At 60.0% G+C, this 18,562-nt stretch carries 16 protein-coding genes and 1 other RNA gene; 7 read left to right on the forward strand and 10 right to left on the reverse strand.

The genetic code is table 11. From position 1 onward, the window contains the following. Positions 1-130: 130 nt before the first annotated feature. Positions 131-2,137 (forward strand): ATP-binding protein, encoded by a 2,007-nt coding sequence (locus tag ATU_RS09950; RefSeq protein ID WP_010972015.1) that lies wholly within the window; start codon positions 131-133, stop codon positions 2,135-2,137. Between the two features lie 7 nt (positions 2,138-2,144). Here the strand turns inward: ATU_RS09950 and miaA are convergent, their stop codons facing one another. Next, the gene (gene miaA, locus ATU_RS09955; protein ID WP_010972016.1) at positions 2,145-3,041 is read right to left on the reverse strand and encodes a tRNA (adenosine(37)-N6)-dimethylallyltransferase MiaA; all 897 of its coding nucleotides are present in this window, start codon (positions 3,039-3,041) and stop codon (positions 2,145-2,147) included. Here miaA and serB point away from each other — a divergent pair. Then, positions 3,040-3,930 carry a phosphoserine phosphatase SerB gene (gene serB, locus ATU_RS09960; RefSeq protein ID WP_010972017.1) on the forward strand — a complete coding sequence of 297 codons (891 nt, stop codon included), beginning with the start codon at positions 3,040-3,042 and terminating at the stop codon, positions 3,928-3,930. The genes miaA and serB overlap by 2 nt on opposite strands. After that, positions 3,927-4,490 carry a GNAT family N-acetyltransferase gene (locus ATU_RS09965; RefSeq protein WP_006311791.1) on the forward strand — a complete coding sequence of 188 codons (564 nt, stop codon included), beginning with the start codon at positions 3,927-3,929 and terminating at the stop codon, positions 4,488-4,490. Before serB ends, ATU_RS09965 begins: the two co-directional genes overlap by 4 nt. Before the next feature lie 25 nt (positions 4,491-4,515). Here ATU_RS09965 and ATU_RS09970 read toward each other — a convergent pair whose 3' ends face one another. The 7 genes from ATU_RS09970 to ATU_RS10000 form a co-directional block, all read right to left on the reverse strand. After that, a complete protein-coding gene (locus ATU_RS09970) occupies positions 4,516-5,265 on the reverse strand; it encodes an SDR family oxidoreductase (RefSeq protein WP_010972018.1) in 750 nt (249 codons plus the stop codon). A gap of 89 nt (positions 5,266-5,354) precedes the next feature. Beyond that, the gene (locus tag ATU_RS09975; RefSeq protein ID WP_010972019.1) at positions 5,355-6,899 is read right to left on the reverse strand and encodes a Do family serine endopeptidase; all 1,545 of its coding nucleotides are present in this window, start codon (positions 6,897-6,899) and stop codon (positions 5,355-5,357) included. Positions 6,900-7,091: 192 nt separating this feature from the next. Further along, positions 7,092-8,015 (reverse strand): protease modulator HflC, encoded by a 924-nt coding sequence (gene hflC, locus ATU_RS09980; protein WP_006311787.1) that lies wholly within the window; start codon positions 8,013-8,015, stop codon positions 7,092-7,094. Between the two features lies 1 nt (position 8,016). Continuing rightward, on the reverse strand, positions 8,017-9,135 hold the full coding sequence (hflK, locus tag ATU_RS09985; protein WP_006311785.1) for an FtsH protease activity modulator HflK: 1,119 nt from the start codon (positions 9,133-9,135) through the stop codon (positions 8,017-8,019). A gap of 143 nt (positions 9,136-9,278) precedes the next feature. Next, a complete protein-coding gene (locus tag ATU_RS09990) occupies positions 9,279-9,806 on the reverse strand; it encodes a dihydrofolate reductase (protein ID WP_010972020.1) in 528 nt (175 codons plus the stop codon). After that, positions 9,803-10,597: a thymidylate synthase gene (locus tag ATU_RS09995; RefSeq protein WP_010972021.1), complete on the reverse strand. Its 795-nt coding sequence runs from the start codon at positions 10,595-10,597 to the stop codon at positions 9,803-9,805. The genes ATU_RS09990 and ATU_RS09995 overlap by 4 nt, the downstream gene beginning before the upstream one ends. Before the next feature lie 92 nt (positions 10,598-10,689). Then, positions 10,690-10,998 (reverse strand): DUF2853 family protein, encoded by a 309-nt coding sequence (locus ATU_RS10000; protein ID WP_006311776.1) that lies wholly within the window; start codon positions 10,996-10,998, stop codon positions 10,690-10,692. A gap of 141 nt (positions 10,999-11,139) precedes the next feature. Between ATU_RS10000 and ssrA the strand changes: the two genes are divergently transcribed. The 4 genes from ssrA to ATU_RS10020 all read left to right on the forward strand — a co-directional run bounded on the left by ssrA (position 11,140) and on the right by ATU_RS10020 (position 12,832). Then, positions 11,140-11,510, forward strand: a transfer-messenger RNA (tmRNA) gene (gene ssrA, locus ATU_RS10005). Between the two features lie 229 nt (positions 11,511-11,739). Continuing rightward, entirely contained in the window at positions 11,740-12,246 is a 507-nt protein-coding gene (locus ATU_RS10010) for an SspB family protein (RefSeq protein ID WP_006311775.1), read from the forward strand. A gap of 60 nt (positions 12,247-12,306) precedes the next feature. After that, complete coding sequence (locus ATU_RS10015; RefSeq protein WP_035258521.1) at positions 12,307-12,510, forward strand: DUF4169 family protein; 204 nt, start codon at positions 12,307-12,309, stop codon at positions 12,508-12,510. 112 nt (positions 12,511-12,622) lie between these two features. Further along, entirely contained in the window at positions 12,623-12,832 is a 210-nt protein-coding gene (locus tag ATU_RS10020) for a ribbon-helix-helix domain-containing protein (protein WP_006311773.1), read from the forward strand. A 490-nt stretch (positions 12,833-13,322) separates the two neighbouring features. Here the strand turns inward: ATU_RS10020 and ATU_RS10025 are convergent, their stop codons facing one another. Next, positions 13,323-17,027 (reverse strand): AsmA family protein, encoded by a 3,705-nt coding sequence (locus tag ATU_RS10025; protein WP_010972022.1) that lies wholly within the window; start codon positions 17,025-17,027, stop codon positions 13,323-13,325. Positions 17,028-17,118: 91 nt separating this feature from the next. After that, positions 17,119-18,531 (reverse strand): FAD-binding oxidoreductase, encoded by a 1,413-nt coding sequence (locus tag ATU_RS10030; RefSeq protein ID WP_006310399.1) that lies wholly within the window; start codon positions 18,529-18,531, stop codon positions 17,119-17,121. Positions 18,532-18,562 lie beyond the last annotated feature (31 nt).

Genomic DNA, 18,562 nt, shown 5'->3' on the forward strand with positions numbered 1-18,562 from the left:
ACCCCGGCGGGGGCTTTGGCGAAATTTTCGAACGCGACCAATACACCTGTTGTTAAGCATAATCTTTTAGTCTCGAAAGCGCAGATGCTGCCCGAACCACCGCGATCATCCGCATGTACCGGGAAAAAATGTGAATAACGACACGTCTCATAACGCGTCCCGCATGGACGAAAACGAACGGCGATCCGGCGAGCAACCGGCAAACCGCATGCTCGGCCGCGTCATCGCGTGTAACGGCGCGCACGCCACCATTGCCGCAGAAACGGAACCCGGCTCCACCGATGTGTCGCAGCTCTGGTCCGTCGGACGCCTGATCTCCATCGAAATGGGCACGAGCCGTGTCACCGCGCTGGTCTTTTCCATGCGCACCGGCGACGACCACTGGGCAGCGGACAAGCCAAACAGGCTGCTGATCGACGTGGAACTCGTGGGTGAAGTGTATCGCACCGAAGACGGCAGCGAACGTTTTTCCACCGGCATCTCCCGTTACCCTTATCTCGGCGCGGTGGCGCACCGCATCCGCACCAGCGACCTTGCAAAGATTTACGACAGCGGCAAACGCGATGCCTGTGTCATCGGCAAGCTGACGCAGGACGACACGATCAACGCGGCGATCAGCATTCCTCAGATGCTTGCCAAACATTTCGCCGTCGTCGGATCGACGGGCGTGGGCAAGACCACCGCCGTTTCGCTGCTTCTGAACAAGGCGATCGAGACCGACCCGAAACTGCGCGTCCTCATTCTCGATCCGCATAATGAATTCGCGGCTGCTTTTCCCGATCATTCCGTCGTCATCGATACCGATACGCTGGACCTTCCCTTCTGGCTGATGCGGCTCGAGGAATTTGCCGAGGTGATTTTCCGCGGCCGCAAGCCCGTGCCGGAAGAGATGGATTTCCTCCGGGACCTCATTCCCGAAGCAAAAAAGGCATTTCGCGGCACCGAAGGTTCCGCCGTCCGCCGTACATCCGACAAGAGCGCGATCACGCCGGATACGCCGGTGCCATACCGCATCGCCGATCTTCTCGCCCTCATCGATGAGCGCATCGGAAGGCTGGAAGGCCGCGGCGAAAAACCCGCCTTGCGCACGCTGAAGGGCCGCATCCTCTCGGCCGTCAACGATACGCGCTATAATTTCATGTTCTCGAGCAATACGATCAACGACAACATTCTCGAGACGGTCGCGCATATCTTCCGCATCCCCGGGGAAGGCAAGCCGATTTCGGTTTTCCAATTGTCAGGCATCCCCTCCGAAGTGGTGAATTCGGTGGTCTCGGTGCTCTGCCGCATGTCCTTCGAGCTGGCGGTTCTGGCGCGCGGTTCGCTGCATATGCTTATCGTCTGCGAAGAAGCGCACCGTTATGTTCCGGCTGATCCCGAGCGTGGCTTTTTCCCCACCCGGCAATCCATCGCCCAGATCGCCAAGGAAGGCCGCAAATACGGCATTTCACTCGGCGTCATCAGCCAACGGCCAAGCGAGCTGGACCAGACCATCCTGTCGCAATGCTCGACCGTGTTCGCCATGCGGCTGTCGAACGAGATCGACCAGAAGATCATTCTCTCCGCCGTGCCGAACGCTTCGACCTCGACTACGAGCTTTCTCTCCTCCATCGGCAATGGCGAAGCCATCGCCTTCGGTGAGGCCGTGAACGTGCCGATGCGCATGCGCTTCGACCGTGTAGCCACGGCCAAGCTGCCGAAGGCGAGCGGCACGTCCAGCCATATGAACCATGAAACCCCTGACACGGTCGACCTGAACAGCATAGTCACCCGCATGCGCGCCACGGCCAAACCCGTTATCACCGGCTTCCAGCAAAGCGTGGAAGCGGCTTTTTCCGACCAGCCAGAACCGTCCGTATTCCAGACGGCAGACGACATCGATCGCTGGAAGCGAGAATTGGGAACGCCCGCAACGGGGGGATACGAACCCTACCGCCCGGATATGCTGCCCGGACGCACACCGCCTGTGCCATCCAATGCGGCGTCAACGGACCCCACCGCCGGCGCCGTCAACGATCTGCGCAAGGCGGGTTTCCAGATGCAGGCGCAGAATGGCCCGCCGCCCGGTGAGACGCGCCCCTCGTTGCGCGAAAGCCTGTTGAAAAAACCGCTCGGCAGCCTCTACCGCAAGGATTAGGCCCCTTTCACGGCTGGATGCGCGTCCAGTCATCCCCCATCTGGTTGCGGAACCAGGTCATCTGCCGTTTGGCATATTGGCGGGTCGCAGCCGCCGATTTTTCTATCACCTCCGCCGCACCCATGCGCCCAGTCAGCATATCGGCGATCTGAGCAACGCCAATCGCCTTCATCGCCGTTGCATCGGGCGCTAGATTGAGCGCAAGAAGCGCCTGGACCTCCTCCACCGCACCACTGTCCATCATCGCCTCAAAACGGCGGTTGATACGGTCATGCAGCACCGGCCTCTCCGGCAGGACGATGAATTTCTGCGCCCGCTCGGGATCGATGATCATCGGGCCGCTGGCGCGCTGGAAATCGCGGATCGATTTCCCCGTCGCCTCGAGCACCTCCAGTGCCCGGACGATGCGCTGGCCATCTCCCGGCTGCAGCATCTGCGCCATGGACGGATCGCGGCTCACCAATTCGGCGTGAAGCTTTGCCGCTCCCTCTTCGATCAACCGGGCGCGCAGCCCCTCGCGGAGGTCATCGGGAATGGCGGGCATATCGGAAAGGCCGCCGGTCAGCGCCTTGAAATAAAGCCCCGTACCGCCGACAATGACAGGAAAACGCCCCTCACCGCGCAGATCCGAAAGCAGTCCGGAAATATCCCGCAGCCATTCGCCGGTCGAATAGGCGCTGCCAGCGGGCACATGGCCGTAGAGACGGTGTGGCACCCCCTCCATTTCGTGGTCGGAAGGCCGGGCGGTCAGCACCCGCAGCGTGTCGTAAACCTGCATGCTGTCGGCATTGATGACGACGCCGTTCCGCTCCCGCGCCAGACGAAGCGCAAGCGCGGACTTGCCGCTTGCCGTCGGGCCGGTTATCAGGATCGCATCAAAATTCTGATCAAGGTTTTTCATCATGGCTCTGGTTGCCACGCTTATCGCCAATCCGTCAAATCCTGTTCTGACAGCAGCCCTCGGCGAAGCCGCCGCAAAGGCGGTCAATGCATCGGGCCTTTATTGGCTGGCCGACGGCATCGCCTGCGATATAGCCCTGCCCCTGGGCACCGCAGCCGAACAGGCGCGCAGCGCGATTGCAGCCGCGCTTATCGGAAAACCCATCGATATCGTCATCCAGGAGCAGGACCAGCGGCGCAAGAAGCTGCTGATCGCCGACATGGATTCAACCATGATCGGCCAGGAGTGCATCGACGAGCTGGCCGCCGAAGTCGGGCTGAAGGACAAGGTCTCCGCCATCACCGCCCGTGCGATGAATGGCGAGATCGCTTTTGAGCCGGCGCTGCGTGAGCGCGTCGCACTGCTGAAGGGCCTGCCGGTCTCTGTCATCGATGACGTCATCGAAAAGCGCATCACGCTGACATCAGGCGGCAAGGAGCTGATCGCCACCATGAAAGCGAAGGGTTATTACACCGCCCTCGTTTCCGGCGGCTTCACCGTCTTCACCAACCGCGTCGCTGCGATGCTTGGTTTTGATGAGAACCGCGCCAATCTGCTCGGCGAAGCCAATGGCGAGCTTGATGGCACCGTTGCCGAACCCATCCTCGGCAAACAGGCCAAAGTGGATGCACTGAACGATATTGCCGCAAGGCTCGGCATTTCGTCTGAAGAGGCGATGGCGGTCGGCGATGGCGCCAATGATCTCGGCATGCTGCATGTGGCCGGTGCAGGCGTTGCCCTGCACGCCAAGCCCGCCGTGGCCGCCGAAGCGCAGATGCGCATCGACCATGGCGACCTGACCGCGCTTCTCTACATCCAGGGCTATCGCAAGACGGATTTTGTCATTCCATGATCATTCGTGAGACAGAAAGACTCATTCTGCGCGAATGGAAGGAGAGCGACCGCGACCTGTTCCGCGAAATCAACGCGGATGAGAAGGTCATGGAATTTTTCCCCTTCCGCCGCAGCCATGCGGAAGCGGACGCGGTGCTGGAAACCATCAATGGCATGATCCGCGGCAGCGGCTATGGCTTTTATGCCATGGAGCTGCGAGAAACCGGTGAAGTGATGGGGTTCTGCGGCATATCGCCTGTCATGAACCTCGATCCGCCCTTCCCGATCGGCACCATGGAAATCGGCTGGCGGCTCGCCACTCGCTTCTGGGGGCACGGTTATGTCACCGAAGCTGCGCAATCGCTGCTCGTCATGGCTTTCGATGAAAAGGAGACGCCGGAAATCGTCTCCTTTGCCGTCCACGACAACCATCGTTCGACGGCGGTCATGGAACGCATCGGCTTGAGGCGTGATCCTTCCCGCGATTTCGACCACCCGCGCGTGCCGGAAGAGACGCACCCGCATCTGCGGCCCCACGTCACCTATGCGCTGACGCTGGAGGAATGGCGGGCGCGATAAAACGCCTGCCCGTCAGTTCCGAAAGTCATTTCACCGCGGCATTGCCGCCATCGGCAAACAATGCGGCCCCGGCGACGAAGCTTGCCATTGGGCTTGCGAGGAAAAGAGCGGCCTGCGCAATTTCCTCGGGCTGGGCAATGCGCTTCATCGCATGCAGGCCGGCGGCCCATTCCTTCTGCGCCGGGTCTCCTGCGGCCGGTGTATCGACCCCGCCGGGGAGCAGGGCATTGGCGCGAATGCCATTGATCGCATAATCGGCGGTAATGCCCTTCACCAGCCCCATTAACGCTGCCTTCGCAGTTCCATAAGCCGACATGCCAGGAATGCCGGCGCTGGTGCCGACGAAGCTCGACGTAAAGACGATGGAACCGCCGCCCCGCTTCAGCATCGGCGGAATCTGGTAACGCGCCCCCAGAAAGGCGGAGGTGAGATTGACGTTGAGGACATGATCCCACTCCTCGGGCGAAATCTCCGCCAGCGGCTTCATAGCCCCCACCGCCCCGGCATTATTGATGGCGATATCGAGGCCACCGAAAACGCCCACGGCCGCATCCGCCAACCGGGAATGGGTTTCCGCAACACCGGCGTCGCCCGCAACCGCATGGACACGGCCGCCGGCATCACGAATGTCGGCTGCAACCTCCTGCAGCGCCTTTTCACCGCGCGCATTGATGACGACTGCCGCGCCTTGCGTGACAAACAGCATCGCCGTCGCCCGGCCGATGCCGGATGACGCGCCGGTGATGATAGCAACCTTGTTTTCGAGTAATTTCATATCCTTGGCCTCCGTTTGATGGAGACCAAGGGATAGGGACCCGACAGTGCCGCAACCACCCGATTCCTGACGGATCGGGCGAAAAGCGTTTATTCCAGCGGCAACGCCACCACGCGCAGATTGCCCTGAGCATCCGCCACCATCATATGCGCGTTCTTGCGGCCTTCGGACTTCAGGCCGTTCACACGTACCAGCACGTCGCCAGGAACTTCCATGAAATCCTGCCCGACCTCGACGATGACGTCGCCGGCCTTCATGCCCTTCTGTTCGGCGGGAGAACCGGGATCGACGCTTGCGACAAGCACGCCTTCCACGCTTTCGGCAATGCCCTTTTCCGTGCGCAGCTCATTGCTCAGCACCACGAGATTCATGCCGAGCACGGTCTGCGGTGCTTCGCGCACTTCAGGTGTCTGGTCCTGCGCCTGATCGTCGCCACCGTCTTTATCGTCGGGGGCGACCATGCTGCCATCACCGTCTTCACCCTGCGGGTCGTCGGTCGAGGCCTTCTCGTCGGTCGTATCCTGCAATTGCCCGAGCTTGACCTTGACGGTCTCTTCCTTGCCGTCGCGATAAACGACAACATCGACTTCCTTGCCGACAGGGCTTTCCGCCACGATACGCAAGAGGTCGCGCATTTCATTGATATCCTTGCCGTCGAACTTCAGCACGACATCACCCGCCTGGATCGGGCCGTTCTCCACCGGGCCGCCCTTGGCCACGCCTGATATCAGCGCGCCCTTGGCGCTGTCCATGCCGAGGCTCGCAGCCACATCATCAGTAACAGGCTGAACGCGAACGCCGAGCCAGCCGCGGCGGGTCTCGCCGAATTCGATGAGCTGCTGCACGATATTCTGGGCAAGCTCCGTCGGTACGGCGAAACCAATACCGATCGAACCGCCGCTCGGCGAAATGATCGCCGTATTGATGCCGATCACCTCACCCTTCATGTTGAAGAGCGGGCCACCGGAGTTACCCTTGTTGATGGCCGCATCCGTCTGGATGAAATTGTCATAGGGGCCGGCATTGATATTGCGGCCGCGCGCGGAAATGACGCCCACGGTCAGCGATCCGCCAAGCCCGAACGGATTGCCGACAGCCATCACCCAGTCGCCGATGCGCATGCTGCGCGAATCGCCGAACTTCACGGCCTTCAGCGGTGTTTTCGGCTCCACCTTCAGGACCGAAAGGTCGGTCTTGGTATCGGTACCGACCAGCGTCGCCTTGAGCTTCGAGCCATTCGGGAAAATCACCTCGATGGCATCAGCACCCTCGATGACGTGGTTGTTGGTCACGACATAGCCAGCCGGATCGATCACGAAACCCGACCCCAGCGAATTGACCTTTTCGCCGCCTTCCGGCTTCTGGCTGTCGAAATAATCCTTGAAGAACTCCTGGAAGGGCGAACCTTCCGGCAGCTTCGGCGGAACTGGACCCTTGCCCTCGGTCTTGACGTTCTGGGACGTGGAAATATTCACCACCGCATCGAGCAGCGGCTCGGCAAGATCAGCCACCGATTCCGGCCCATGGCTCTGCGCTCTTGCCGCAACCGGCGCCGAAAGGCTGCCCGCCACAAGCGCGATGCCCGCAACTGCGGCAATGCTGCTGCGAAAAGGCGAAAGAAGGGTCACGGCCATAAGCGTCCTCGCGTTTCAAATCGTCATGCCCTGCTTATATCGTCAAAGCATAAGGCGGAATGATGAAGTGTAAAAATACCTTTTCGTGAACAGGCGGGGATGTCCTGCCCGTAGCCACAGCATTGGCACGAAAGCGGAGTAAAAAGAAAGGGCCGGTAAAAACCGGCCCCTCCAAAATCATTCGATCCGCTATCAGTTCGCCGGCGCTGGCGCAGGTGCGGCGGGAGCCGCAGGTGGCGCACCGTTGATATTGTTGAAATAACGGAAGAAGGTCGAATCCGGGGACAGGACCAGCGTCGTGCCGTTACCGTTCAACGCATTGGCGTAAGCAGACATGGAGCGATAGAACTCGAAGAAATCAGGATCGCGCTGGAAAGCCACACCGAAGACCTTGTTGCGTTCGGCATCGCCTTCACCGCGCAGCACTTCGGACTGCCGCTGGGCCGTGGACTCGAGTTCCACAACCTCACGGTCGGCAACGGCCCGGCGACGCTGCGCCGCCTCGTTACCGCGTGCGCGGATAAGTTCGGCTTCGGCAAGACGTTCCGACTTCATGCGCTCGAAGGTCTGCTGCGACACTTCCTGCGTCAGATCGGTACGACGGATGCGGACATCCACGATGCTGATGCCGAGCGATTCCGCATCGGGACGCAGATCGTCACGCACTTCCTGCATCATCGATGCACGCGCATCCGAAAGTGCGGATTCAAAGCCGCGCAGACCGTAGACCCGGCGCAACGATGCGTCGAGACGGGTGCGCAGGCGCGATTCCGCCGACATCTGGTCACCTGAGACCGTCTGCCGGAAGCGGCGCGCATCCGTGATGCGATAGACCACGAAGGCATCGACCTCATAGAACTTGCCGCCGGAGACCTGAACACGGATATTGTCGTGATCGAAGCGCAGCGCGCGGTTCTCGACATATTGCACGCGGTCGGCATCCATGAAGGCGAAGGGCAGCTTGAAATAGAGGCCCGGCGCCGTTTTCACATCCTGGATCTGACCGAAGCGGACGACGATGGCCTGCTGGCGCTCGTTGACGACGAAGATCGACGAATAACCGAGGAAAAGCAGGACGGCGAGACCGACAAGAACGGCCGTAAGACGGTTACCCATATCAGTTGCCTCCCTGCTGTGCTGCGCCCGGATTGTTGCGCATGATCTCGTTCAGAGGCAGATAAGGCACCACGCCCTGTTTCTCGTCGATGATGATCTTGTTGGAACCCTTCAGGACCTGCTCCATCGTTTCCAGGAACATGCGCTGACGGGTTACCTCAGGCGCCGTGCGATACTGGTCATAGATGGAAATGAAGCGCTGCGCCTCACCTTCCGCCTCGTTGACGACACGCGACTTGTAGGCGTTCGCCTCTTCGACGATCTGCGCGGCCTGACCGCGTGCGGCACCGAGCTTCTGGTTGGCGTATTGATTGGCTTCCTGAACGAAGCGGTCTTCATCCTGTTCGGCACGCTGCACTTCGTCGAAGGCATCGGCCACTTCGCGCGGCGGAGCCGCATCTTCGATGGCCACTGCATTGATGGAGATGCCCGCGCCATAACCGTCCATGGTGGACTGGATGATGCTGCGCACATCCGCCGCAATCGCCTGTCGGTTATCGCGGAAGATATCCTGCGCCGGACGACGGCCAACGACTTCGCGCATGGCGCTTTCGGAAACCTGCTGCAGCGTTTCCGCCGGGGCGTCGACGTTGAAGAGATAGGATTTCGGATCGGAGACCGTATAAAGCACCGAGAACTGAACGTTGACGATGTTCTGGTCGCCGGTCAGCATCACGCCGCTCGACGAAGACGACGAGGCGCGCGAGCCGATATTCTGCTGCTGCTCGGTCACCTTGACGATTTCCACCGTCTCGATCGGCCACAGATGGAAATGCAGGCCAGGCATCGAGATTTCGTCCTTCGGACGGCCGAAACGCAGCTCGACGCCGCGCTCATCCGGCTGGACGGTGTAGATGGACTGGATGCCGAGGAAAACCAGAACGACGAGAACCACGATGGCGACCACGCCGCCATTGAAGCCGCCGGGCAGCACATTCTTGAAACGGTCCTGGCTGCGCCGGATGATCTCTTCCAGATCGGGTGGGCCGCCATTGCCGCCGCCACCGCCGCGAGGCCGGTTAGGCCCCTGCCCCCATGGGCCGCCACCGCCGCCCTGGTTGTTTCCTCCACCGCCGCCGCCCCATGGGCCGCCGCCGCCATTCTGATTGCTCCAGGGCATCAATACCTCTTTATAAAAGCCTCTCCCGGTTCCGTTCGTAAGCGATTGCTCGCGTGCGGCGGGAATATCGACCCGTTATAGGAAGGAGAAGCGCCTGTTTCAACGCAGAGGTGGTAACTAAATACCCAATCGAGGTAAATAGTTCACTTTGCCGCGGCTCGTCGCACATAAGTGGTAAACAGAACCGGATAATTGTCCTTTTCCCCTGCGGACGCGGCCTTTTCTTCGGTTTTCTCAAAAACGGCGGGATCAATTTCCGGAAAAAAAGTGTCGCCATCGAGTTTTACCGCCACATGGGTGACGGAAAGTTGATCGGCAAAGGGCATGGCCTGACGGTAAATCTCGCCACCGCCGGCGACAAAAACCTCGTCCACGCCCAGTTCCACAGCCTTCGTTTTTGCAAGCTTCACGGCCTCGTCCAGCGACGAAACGACGTCGACGCCTTCAGGCCGGTAATCGGCATTTCGGCTGACGATGATATGCGGACGGCCCGGGAGGGGACGTTCGCCGACAGACAGAAACGTCTTGCGGCCCATGATGAGCGGCTTGCCCATCGTCATCGCCTTGAAGCGCTTCAGATCGGTCGACAGCTTCCATGGCATGTCGAGATCGCGGCCGATGACGCCGTTCTCGGAGACCGCAACGATGATGGTGACGCGCGGCTCACTCATACCGCGATCGGTGCCTTGATGCTTGAATCGGCCTCGTAATTCTCCAGCGTAAAGTCCTCGAACTTAAAGCCGAAAAGGTTCTTCACATCAGGGTTGAGGCGCATGGTCGGCAAGGCCTTCGGCGTACGCGTCATCTGCAGCTGCGCCTGTTCGAAATGGTTGGCGTAGATATGCGCATCACCAAGGGTATGAACGAAATCGCCGGGCTTGAGGCCCACGACCTGCGCCACCATCAGCGTCAGCAGCGCGTAGGATGCGATATTGAAGGGCACGCCGAGGAAAATATCGGCCGAGCGCTGGTAAAGCTGGCAGGACAGCTTTCCATCGGACACATAGAACTGGAACAGGCAATGGCAGGGCGGCAGCGCCATTTCGTCCACCAGCGCCGGGTTCCAGGCCGAAACGATGTGGCGGCGGGAATTGGGATTGGTTTTAAGCGCCTCGATCAGAAGCGCGATCTGGTCGATATGGCGGCCATCAGGCGCTGGCCAGGACCGCCATTGCGCGCCATAGACCGGACCGAGATCGCCGTTCTCATCGGCCCATTCATCCCAGATGGAAACACCATTTTCCTTGAGATAGGCAATATTGGTATCGCCGTTTAGGAACCACAGCAGCTCATGGATGATGGAGCGCAGATGCAGTTTCTTTGTGGTGAGAACCGGAAAACCTTCGGAAAGGTCGAAACGCATCTGGTAACCGAATACCGAACGCGTGCCGGTGCCGGTGCGGTCTCCGCGGTCGGAGCCGGTTTCCATCACATGCCGGAGAAGATCGAGATATTGTTTCATGCGTTCTGCCGCCGATTCCCTGATATCAAGGGAATATAATAGCACAGGGCGGCAGAACCAATCACCTAATGCGGGTTTATCCCCGGCTCAGATCAAAGCGACTGAAGCTTGCCCAGTTCCTTGGCCACCAGATAATAGAAGGTCACGCGAGACTTGGAGCGATCCGCAGCCATGGCTTTTGCGACAGTGGCGATTGCCTTGTCCGCGCTGTCGTCGGTGACCCCGAGCTTCTTGCCGCACCAGCTAGCCTTCACGCGCGCAAGCTCTTCTGGATCGGAAGCGGACACCAGAGACGAATCCCGGTTGCGCAGGGCAATGCCGAGATGTTTGACGATCTTGCCGACCACGGCTTCGTCGGCTGCTGCGTCGTATTTCTTCACATCTGCGAGATAGTCGGTCATATCAACTCCTTCGTGTGTCCCCGGCGCAACGTTACTTCTGGTGACCGGTTGCAGGAGAATGGGACAGCAATCTCCCGTCGTCAAGAATAGTCTAAATTACGGACCACAATGACGAAACCTTTTCATGGAATTGTCATCACCCCCCTTTTCTAAGGCCGGCGAAACGCCTATATGAGCCTTGCCGGGGCAACCCGGCTATGGCGATAAACGGTCGGTGTAATAAACCTATTGGACCCGGGGGCGGTACCCGGCGCCTCCACCAAAAACCGGCGGGATCTCAAGATGAGGCCGGCTTTTGATGGGGGCGAAATAGGATCGACAAGGGCGTAAAGATCGAACTTTTGCTCGGCATGATACCGCCGTTATCGGGTCACAAGTGTAGTTGCAAATGACAACAACGCTAAGGAATACGCTCTCGCTGCCTAATGGCGGTGCGGGAATTCCGCTCTAAGTCCTTACGGTTAGCCCCGTAAGGCGGGGTTCGGAGGTACCTGGCAACAGAAACCTCCACCTTCTCCATTTTGCCTGAATTGATTATATGATAGCTGACTTGCAAACGGCATCGGCTTTTCCGTTGCTGCCGTTCGGGACATTGCGTATACTTGGACAACGCGTAGCCGTCAGGATCGAAAATGATCCCGGCTCAAGGATTGCGCGAAGATTCAAAGTGTTACAGCGTCCCGGGCGCGCAAGCCGCGCCACGCATGAAAAGACGTTCGAATAAGGGAAAGACAGGACCGCATGGGGCAGGATCATATCCGTTACGACATTCTCGCACAGGATGCCCTTCGCGGCGTTATTCGTAAGGTTTTGGGTGAAGTGGCCGCTACCGGCCGCCTGCCCGGCGACCATCACTTCTTCATCACCTTCCTGACCGGCGCGCCGGGCGTGCGGATTTCCCAGCACCTCAAGTCGAAATACGCCGAACAGATGACCATCGTCATCCAGCACCAGTTCTGGGATATGAAGGTGACGGAAACCGGATTCGAAATCGGCCTCTCCTTCTCCGATACGCCGGAAAAGCTTGTTATTCCCTACAATGCCATCAGAGGCTTCTACGATCCTTCCGTCAATTTCGAGCTTGAGTTCGATGTGCCTCTGGCCGAAGAGGAAGAAATGGAAGAAGCGGAAATCACCGCTTACCCCGTTTCCCACGAGGCGAAGCCCGCTTCCGAAACACCCAAATCGGGTGAGGAAAAGAAGGAAGGCTCCGTCGTTTCGCTGGATGCTTTCCGCAAGAAGCAATAACGGCTTCTGCCCCAAGCCTTTTGAAACCCAGCCTCGTGAAACTCAAGGAGACATATCCCCATGGCGGCCGATATCGTCAATCTGCGTCAGTTTCGCAAACAAAAGGCGCGTAGCGAAAAAGAAAAACAGGCGGAGCAGAACCGCCTGTCTCACGGCCGTACCAAGACGGAAAAGAACCTCACCTCGGCCCTGAACGACAAAGCCGAAAAGGCGCTCGATCAGGGGCGGCTCGAAAGAGGCGATGACGGGGCCGGAAAAGACTGACGGACCAACCCACCGCAGCGGATTTCGGGATTCGAAAAAAGAATCGCAAAACAGGGACTTGCCGGGGAGACATGATCGAGATTTCCAACCGGACCCGCCGGAGACCGATCTGATGATCCGCAAACACTCCGCGACCTTGCATGGCCACCGCACCAGCATCTCGCTTGAGGATGCCTTCTGGGACGAGCTGAAAATCATCGCCGAAAGACGCAAGGTCAGTTTCGCCGCCCTGCTTGCCGAAATAGACGATAGCCGCCCGGCCGACAGCAATCTGTCGTCATCGCTGCGGGTCTACGTACTGAACTGGCTGAAGACCCGCTGATTCAGGCAGGCGCGGCCGTCATGTGACATCGATCGCAGACCGCGATACGGTGCGCCCTCATCCGACTACAAAAATTCCCGCCGAAAACTCATAACGCCGTGAAAGCATTCATTAAACATTGGCGGCCTAGTCTGCGCTGCAAGGCATTCCCGTATTGCGTAGCCTTGCCTCCGACTAGTGTTCTCAGACTGTCCATTCCCCGCCTCTCCCCCGAGGCGACAGACGGCTTCTGCCGTCTCCGGAAACGAGGATTGCCATCTATCCGTAGGCAAAGCCACTGCTATCAGGTTTAAATTTTGAGTGAGGCCTGAAGCCCGTTGGGAAGGATAACCATCCCCTGGGCGTCATCCTCGGCCCTGTGCCGAGGATCTAATCACGTCGAATAAAATTAATCGGCTGCAGATAACAGGGGCAAGCCCGAGGATGACGTTGGAGAGTTTGGCGCGATCTTCACGAAATTGAAGAACGACCGGCTTTCCTGTCCCTGAGCTTACGGCGTGGCGGGCGCATTTTCCGGCGCCAGCTGCCGGATGGCGTCTTCCGTCGGCGGCACCACCAGAGCCGGTGCAGACTTCCGCTCGGGCGCCGGCTGTTGTTGCTGTTGTTGCTGCAACCGCTCCTGCTGTTCCTTTTCCTGGCGCAGGCGCTCTTCGGCCGCGGCTTTCAAACGTGCCTCTTCTTCGGCCTTGGCCTTGGCTTCCGCCTCAGCCCGTTCCTTCTCGGCCTGCCGTTCTGCCGCCTGGGAGCGGTAGAGCGCCACTTCGCGGCGCAGGCGCTGCTTTTCAAGAACGCTGGCCTGCATCGCCTCCACCCGCCGCCGCTCCTTTTCGAAAGCCCGAAGAGACAGGTAATTGCTGAGCGCGGAGACATCTGTCGTCAAGGCAGGCGCGGCAAGCGGGCCGTTATAGTTGAGACGCACGGAAGGTTCAGCACCCGCGACCGTTTCGGTGCCGGGATTGAACAGGAGATTGAGGTCGCCATTTACGGTCGAAGCGGCAATGTCGACAGTCGCATCGGCGGTCAGGGTCACCGGATCGATGCCCGCTCGCAAATTCTTGAAATGAAGCGCACCACCATTCAGCGAAAATGGCAGTGCCACATCACCGAGCGCAATTTCACCCTGCCACAGGCTCTGATCCACCAGCGGCCGCACCTTTGGCGCATCGATCGGCTGCTGCAAACCATCGGCCGCTTGCAGGATCGGTGGCAGGGCACCGGGATTAAGTCCCTTCAGCACAAGCCCGCTCGCCCGGACTTCACCCGAACCACCAGCCGATTTCAGCATTTCGCCGACACTTTTGCCGGTCGATTCGGCCGTGAGATCAATCGCGACCCGGCCTGTCGCCACAGGCCCGTTGGCATTGGCCCATAGGATCGGTTCCGGATTGGCGTCGGTCACCGCGATCTTGCTGCGGAAAATGCCCGCACCCTCGCCCGTGGACATGGCAAGCCGTCCGGCGAGCTTGCCGCCCATGAAGGTGCCGGCAACATCGTCAAGCGAGAGACTGCCCGCATCATGCGTGAGCTTGGCCGAAACGCCCGTGACCGTGCCGAAGGGGCCAGCCTCGAAGCTTTCCGCTTTCAGGGCAAGCGACGCCTTGAGCTGCGGGAATGCAGGCATGGCAAGAGGCTTTGCATTCAGCGCGCCGGTTTCCGGGTCGATCACCGGCCCGTAGATCACGTCTCCCAGCCAGGCGAGATCGGCCGTTCTGACCGAAAGTTCGCCCGTGACGGGATGAGGCGCGGCACGCTGGACCGTGACATTACCCGAGAAGGGATTGCCACCCGCCTGCCCGCCGATCGAGGAAAAGGCGATCTTCTGCCCATCCACTGCTACCTTGGCATTGGCCTTCACCGCCATGCCGCCACCGAGCTGCGGCAGGCCGACAGCGTTCATGATCAGATAGGGTTCGATGTCGGCGCTTTCGAGCGCCACATCCGCGCTGCCCTCACCGAAGTTGGCGGCCGCAACGGCAAAGGAACCATTCATCGAAAAATGCGTGCGTTCCGTCGAAAAACGCAGCTCGGTCTGGGCGGGTGAGCCGAGCGTGCCATTGAGCTTGACGGAAAGGAGCCCCTCCCCGTCCGCATCGAAGGGCAGCGGATCAAGCCCCGCCTGCCCGAACAGGATCGCCGTCGACTGGTTTTTCAGCACCGCTTCCAGCGACATGGCCGTATCGTCCGTGATCGACAGGAAATCCGGCATCTTGGCGACAGCCGACAGACGGCTGCCATTAACGGTTCCGGAAACGGCGACATTGGCGCCGCCATTGTCACTGTTGACGGAGACGTCCATGGCAAGATCGGAATTGGCGTACCACGGCGCGCTCGCCGCCAGGCGGCTGAGGAAGGGATGGTCCGGCAGCTTCTGCTGCAGCATGGTGAAGAACGGCTGCATATCGGCTGCATGCAGGTTCACCGTGCCTTTGCCGGCATATTTCAGCAACGACCCCTGCAACTGTCCCTTTGCCTTCACCTCCGCGCCGGCAATATCGCCGGCCGTCATGTTTTCAAGCGAGAGAACCCCGCCCGCCATGGTGAAGGCAGTCTCGACATGATTGGCCGTCACCCCGGCCATGTTGAACCGGTCGGCCTTGAATTTTGCGGTGATGCGATGGTCGAGAACCGAGCTTCCGACCTGATCGCCAAGCGCGAGACTGCCAAGCGCCCGCAGGGCATCAAGATCGATTTCATTGCCGGCGAGATCGATGGAAAGATTGGAGGTCTTGCCGTCCGAGCGCCGCTCCAGCTCACCTTTCAGTGAGGCATCGCCAATCGCCAGTTCCAGATTATTGAAACGCTGGTTGAGCGTCGTCAGCGAGACATCGGCGGAAAAACCGGCGGCATTGAGTTGCCGGATCGCCGGATCGACCGAGCCGGAAAGCCAGTTCGCCAGCCCAGAGGGCTGGTTGGAGGCGAGCAGCAGATTGCCGTTAAAGGCGGGGCCGCCGAGCAGCGTCAGCGATCCCTTGGCTTCGAGCTGTGTCCGGCCCGGCAGCGTCGCCACGGCATTCACCACCTGCCAGCCGCTGCCATCCGGGCGCACATCCAGCCTGATGTCGCGGATCGTCGTATCGTCGGAAACGAGCGCGGGAAGGCTAATGCTCGCCTTGCCCGGCACCGGCGGCACCGGAATGCGGGCCACCATGGCGGCAAAGGCTTCGACGCGCTGCCGCACCGAGACGGTTGGCTGGCGTGAAGTCTTGCCCGTCTGCACCACGGGGGGGGCAAAGCGGGCGACATCGATCTGCTGGCCATCTGCGGTGAGCAGGAATTCCGGCTTGGCGCCGGTATCCAGCGTCGCTTCACCGGTCACGATATAGGGGTTTTCACTAGCGCCAAGCTCCATGCGGTAGCTCGGGATACGAACGCTTTCATTGGTCAGTTCGAAACTGCCGCGCGTGCGCGGCGAGGAAAAGAGGGATTGCCCCGCCTGCTGCTTCTGCTTTTCATCTTCCCGGAAACTGAAGGAGAAGGAGCCGCTATAGGCGGGTTTCCCCGCCGTCGCCGCAATCGCGCCGTCAAGATCAACTTCGACAGGATGTTCATCGGGCACGAGACGGAGCCTCAGCCCCATGCGGCCATTGGCGTAGTCCGGCTCGCTGCTCGAAAGCGAGAAGGAGCCAGGATGACCATCGACAGCGGCGCGTCCTTCGGCTTTCCAGGGTCCGGCCAGCGAATTGGCGGACATGTCGGCATTGAGGCCGGTCACGACACGGTTACGGCCGGACTGCTCGTCGATGAATTCGATCTGCCCGCCTTCAATCTGCACGCTTTCCAGAACCACGGTGCGGGCGGGAATTTCCGCCCGGCTGCCGCGCATCCAGTCCAGCGTGCCGTCCTTCAACAGCCGGATCTTCGCCTTGGGTTCCTCGATGCGCATGTCGAAGATGCGCGCCTCGCCCGAAAGGAAAGGCGCCAACTCGGCATCCATGGAAAACCGCGCGACCTGGATGAGCGGTGATCCGTCCGCATCGGTTCCGGCGCGCACATCATGCAGAGTTACCGAAGGGAAAGGCAGCAGCCGGGCTTCGACGCGGCCGTGCACCACCACCTTCTTGCCGAGAATGCGGCTTGCCTGATCCTCAAAGTCGCGGCGGAAATCCGTCCAGTCGACGAAATAGGGAATGAGCAGCGCTGAAAACAGCACCAAGGCCAGCAGTCCGCCCAGAAAAACCAGAATACGCCCGAGCACTGACCTGCATCTCCCTTCGCGAACGCTGCAAACCTATTCTTTTCTGCCTTAACGGCAAGCAGCCTTTTGTACCAATCAAATATGAGAACGATCAGACAAGCCGAAACAATTTGCCCGGATTGAAGATGTTATCGGGGTCGAGCGACGTTTTGATGGCGCGCATGAGATCCAGTGCATTTCCTGCCTCTTCGGCAAGAAAACTCATCTTGCCCTGGCCAATGCCATGTTCGCCGGTGCATGTGCCGTCCATGGCAATGGCGCGGCGGTTGAGACGGGCAACAAAGGCCTCTGTTTTCGCAACGCTTTCGGCGTCCTTGCCATCAAACAGAATAAGCACATGGAAGTTCCCATCACCCGCATGGCCGACGATCGGCGCCAGAAAGCCGTTCTCGGCAATATCCCGCTGCGTTTCCACGACGCAATCGGCCAGCCGTGAAATCGGCACGCAGACATCGGTGGAAAGCCCGTCGAGATGTGGTGCCAGCGCCCGCGACGCCCAATAGGCGTCGTGGCGCGCCTTCCACAGCTTGTTGCGCTCCGCCGCATCGCCCGTCCAGCGGAAATCGACGCTGCCGCATTCGGCTGCAATCTCGGCGAACTGCTGCGATTGCAGCGCCGCCGTCTCCTCGGTGCCATGGAACTCCACGAAGAGTGTCGGCTTTTCCGCATAGTTCAGACCGGAATAGGCATTGCAGGCGCGCACCTGCACCTCGTCAAGCAATTCGATGCGGGCGACCGGAACGCCCATCTGGATCGTCATGATGACGGCATCGCAGGCCGCCTTGATACTGTCGAAGGTGCAGACACCGCCGGTAATCTTTTCCGGAATGCCCTGCAGCCGCAGCGTCACCGAGGTGATGACACCGAGCGTGCCTTCGGCCCCCACGAAAAGCCGCGTCAGGTCGTAACCGGCGGACGACTTGCGGGCGCGCCGCGCAGTGCGGATTTCCTCACCATTGGCGACAACGGCGGTGACGGCCAGAACATTGTCCTTCATCGTGCCGTAACGCACGGCATTGGTGCCGGAAGCGCGCGTCGAGGCCATGCCGCCAATCGAAGCATTGGCGCCGGGATCGATCGGAAAGAACAGGCCGGTATCGCGCAGATAGACATTCAGATCCTCGCGCGTCACGCCGGGCTCCACCGTCACGTCAAGATCTTCGGCATTCACCTCAATGATGCGATTCATCCGGCTGAAATCGATGCATATTCCGCCATTGGGCGCGTTGACCTGCCCTTCGAGCGAAGATCCCGTTCCGAAGGGAATGACCGGCACCTTGTATTGCGCGCAGGCCTTTACCACGGCCTTCACATCATCGGCGCTTTCGGCAAAAACGACACCGTCGGGCGCCTGCAGGGTCAGGTAGGTGGTGGTATGGCCATGCTGCTCGCGAAACGCCTGGCCCGTCTGGAGCTTATCGCCCAGCTGCTGCTTCAGCACCGCGAGCGCAGACGCGATACCCTCTTCGTTCCGCTTGCCCGCCACCACATCCTTCAGTGCCATCGTCAATCTCCACCACAACATCTGCCCGTAA

The sequence above is a fragment of the Agrobacterium fabrum str. C58 genome (assembly GCF_000092025.1).
Lineage (GTDB): Bacteria > Pseudomonadota > Alphaproteobacteria > Rhizobiales > Rhizobiaceae > Agrobacterium > Agrobacterium fabrum.

Excerpts from the sequence above, each read along its gene's own strand:
- ATU_RS09990 (WP_010972020.1), bottom strand. The coding sequence starts at position 9,806 with ATGAGTGAGCCGCGCGTCACCATCATCGTTGCGGTCTCCGAGAACGGC.
- ATU_RS09995 (WP_010972021.1), bottom strand. The coding sequence starts at position 10,597 with ATGAAACAATATCTCGATCTTCTCCGGCATGTGATGGAAACCGGCTCC.
- ATU_RS09975 (WP_010972019.1), bottom strand. The coding sequence starts at position 6,899 with ATGGCCGTGACCCTTCTTTCGCCTTTTCGCAGCAGCATTGCCGCAGTT.
- ATU_RS09965 (WP_006311791.1), top strand. The coding sequence starts at position 3,927 with ATGATCATTCGTGAGACAGAAAGACTCATTCTGCGCGAATGGAAGGAG.
- hflC (WP_006311787.1), bottom strand. The coding sequence starts at position 8,015 with ATGGGTAACCGTCTTACGGCCGTTCTTGTCGGTCTCGCCGTCCTGCTT.
- hflK (WP_006311785.1), bottom strand. The coding sequence starts at position 9,135 with ATGCCCTGGAGCAATCAGAATGGCGGCGGCGGCCCATGGGGCGGCGGC.
- miaA (WP_010972016.1), bottom strand. The coding sequence starts at position 3,041 with ATGATGAAAAACCTTGATCAGAATTTTGATGCGATCCTGATAACCGGC.
- ATU_RS09970 (WP_010972018.1), bottom strand. The coding sequence starts at position 5,265 with ATGAAATTACTCGAAAACAAGGTTGCTATCATCACCGGCGCGTCATCC.
- ATU_RS10030 (WP_006310399.1), bottom strand. The coding sequence starts at position 18,531 with ATGGCACTGAAGGATGTGGTGGCGGGCAAGCGGAACGAAGAGGGTATC.
- ATU_RS10010 (WP_006311775.1), top strand. The coding sequence starts at position 11,740 with ATGGGGCAGGATCATATCCGTTACGACATTCTCGCACAGGATGCCCTT.
- serB (WP_010972017.1), top strand. The coding sequence starts at position 3,040 with ATGGCTCTGGTTGCCACGCTTATCGCCAATCCGTCAAATCCTGTTCTG.
- ATU_RS10015 (WP_035258521.1), top strand. The coding sequence starts at position 12,307 with ATGGCGGCCGATATCGTCAATCTGCGTCAGTTTCGCAAACAAAAGGCG.
- ATU_RS10020 (WP_006311773.1), top strand. The coding sequence starts at position 12,623 with ATGATCCGCAAACACTCCGCGACCTTGCATGGCCACCGCACCAGCATC.
- ATU_RS10000 (WP_006311776.1), bottom strand. The coding sequence starts at position 10,998 with ATGACCGACTATCTCGCAGATGTGAAGAAATACGACGCAGCAGCCGAC.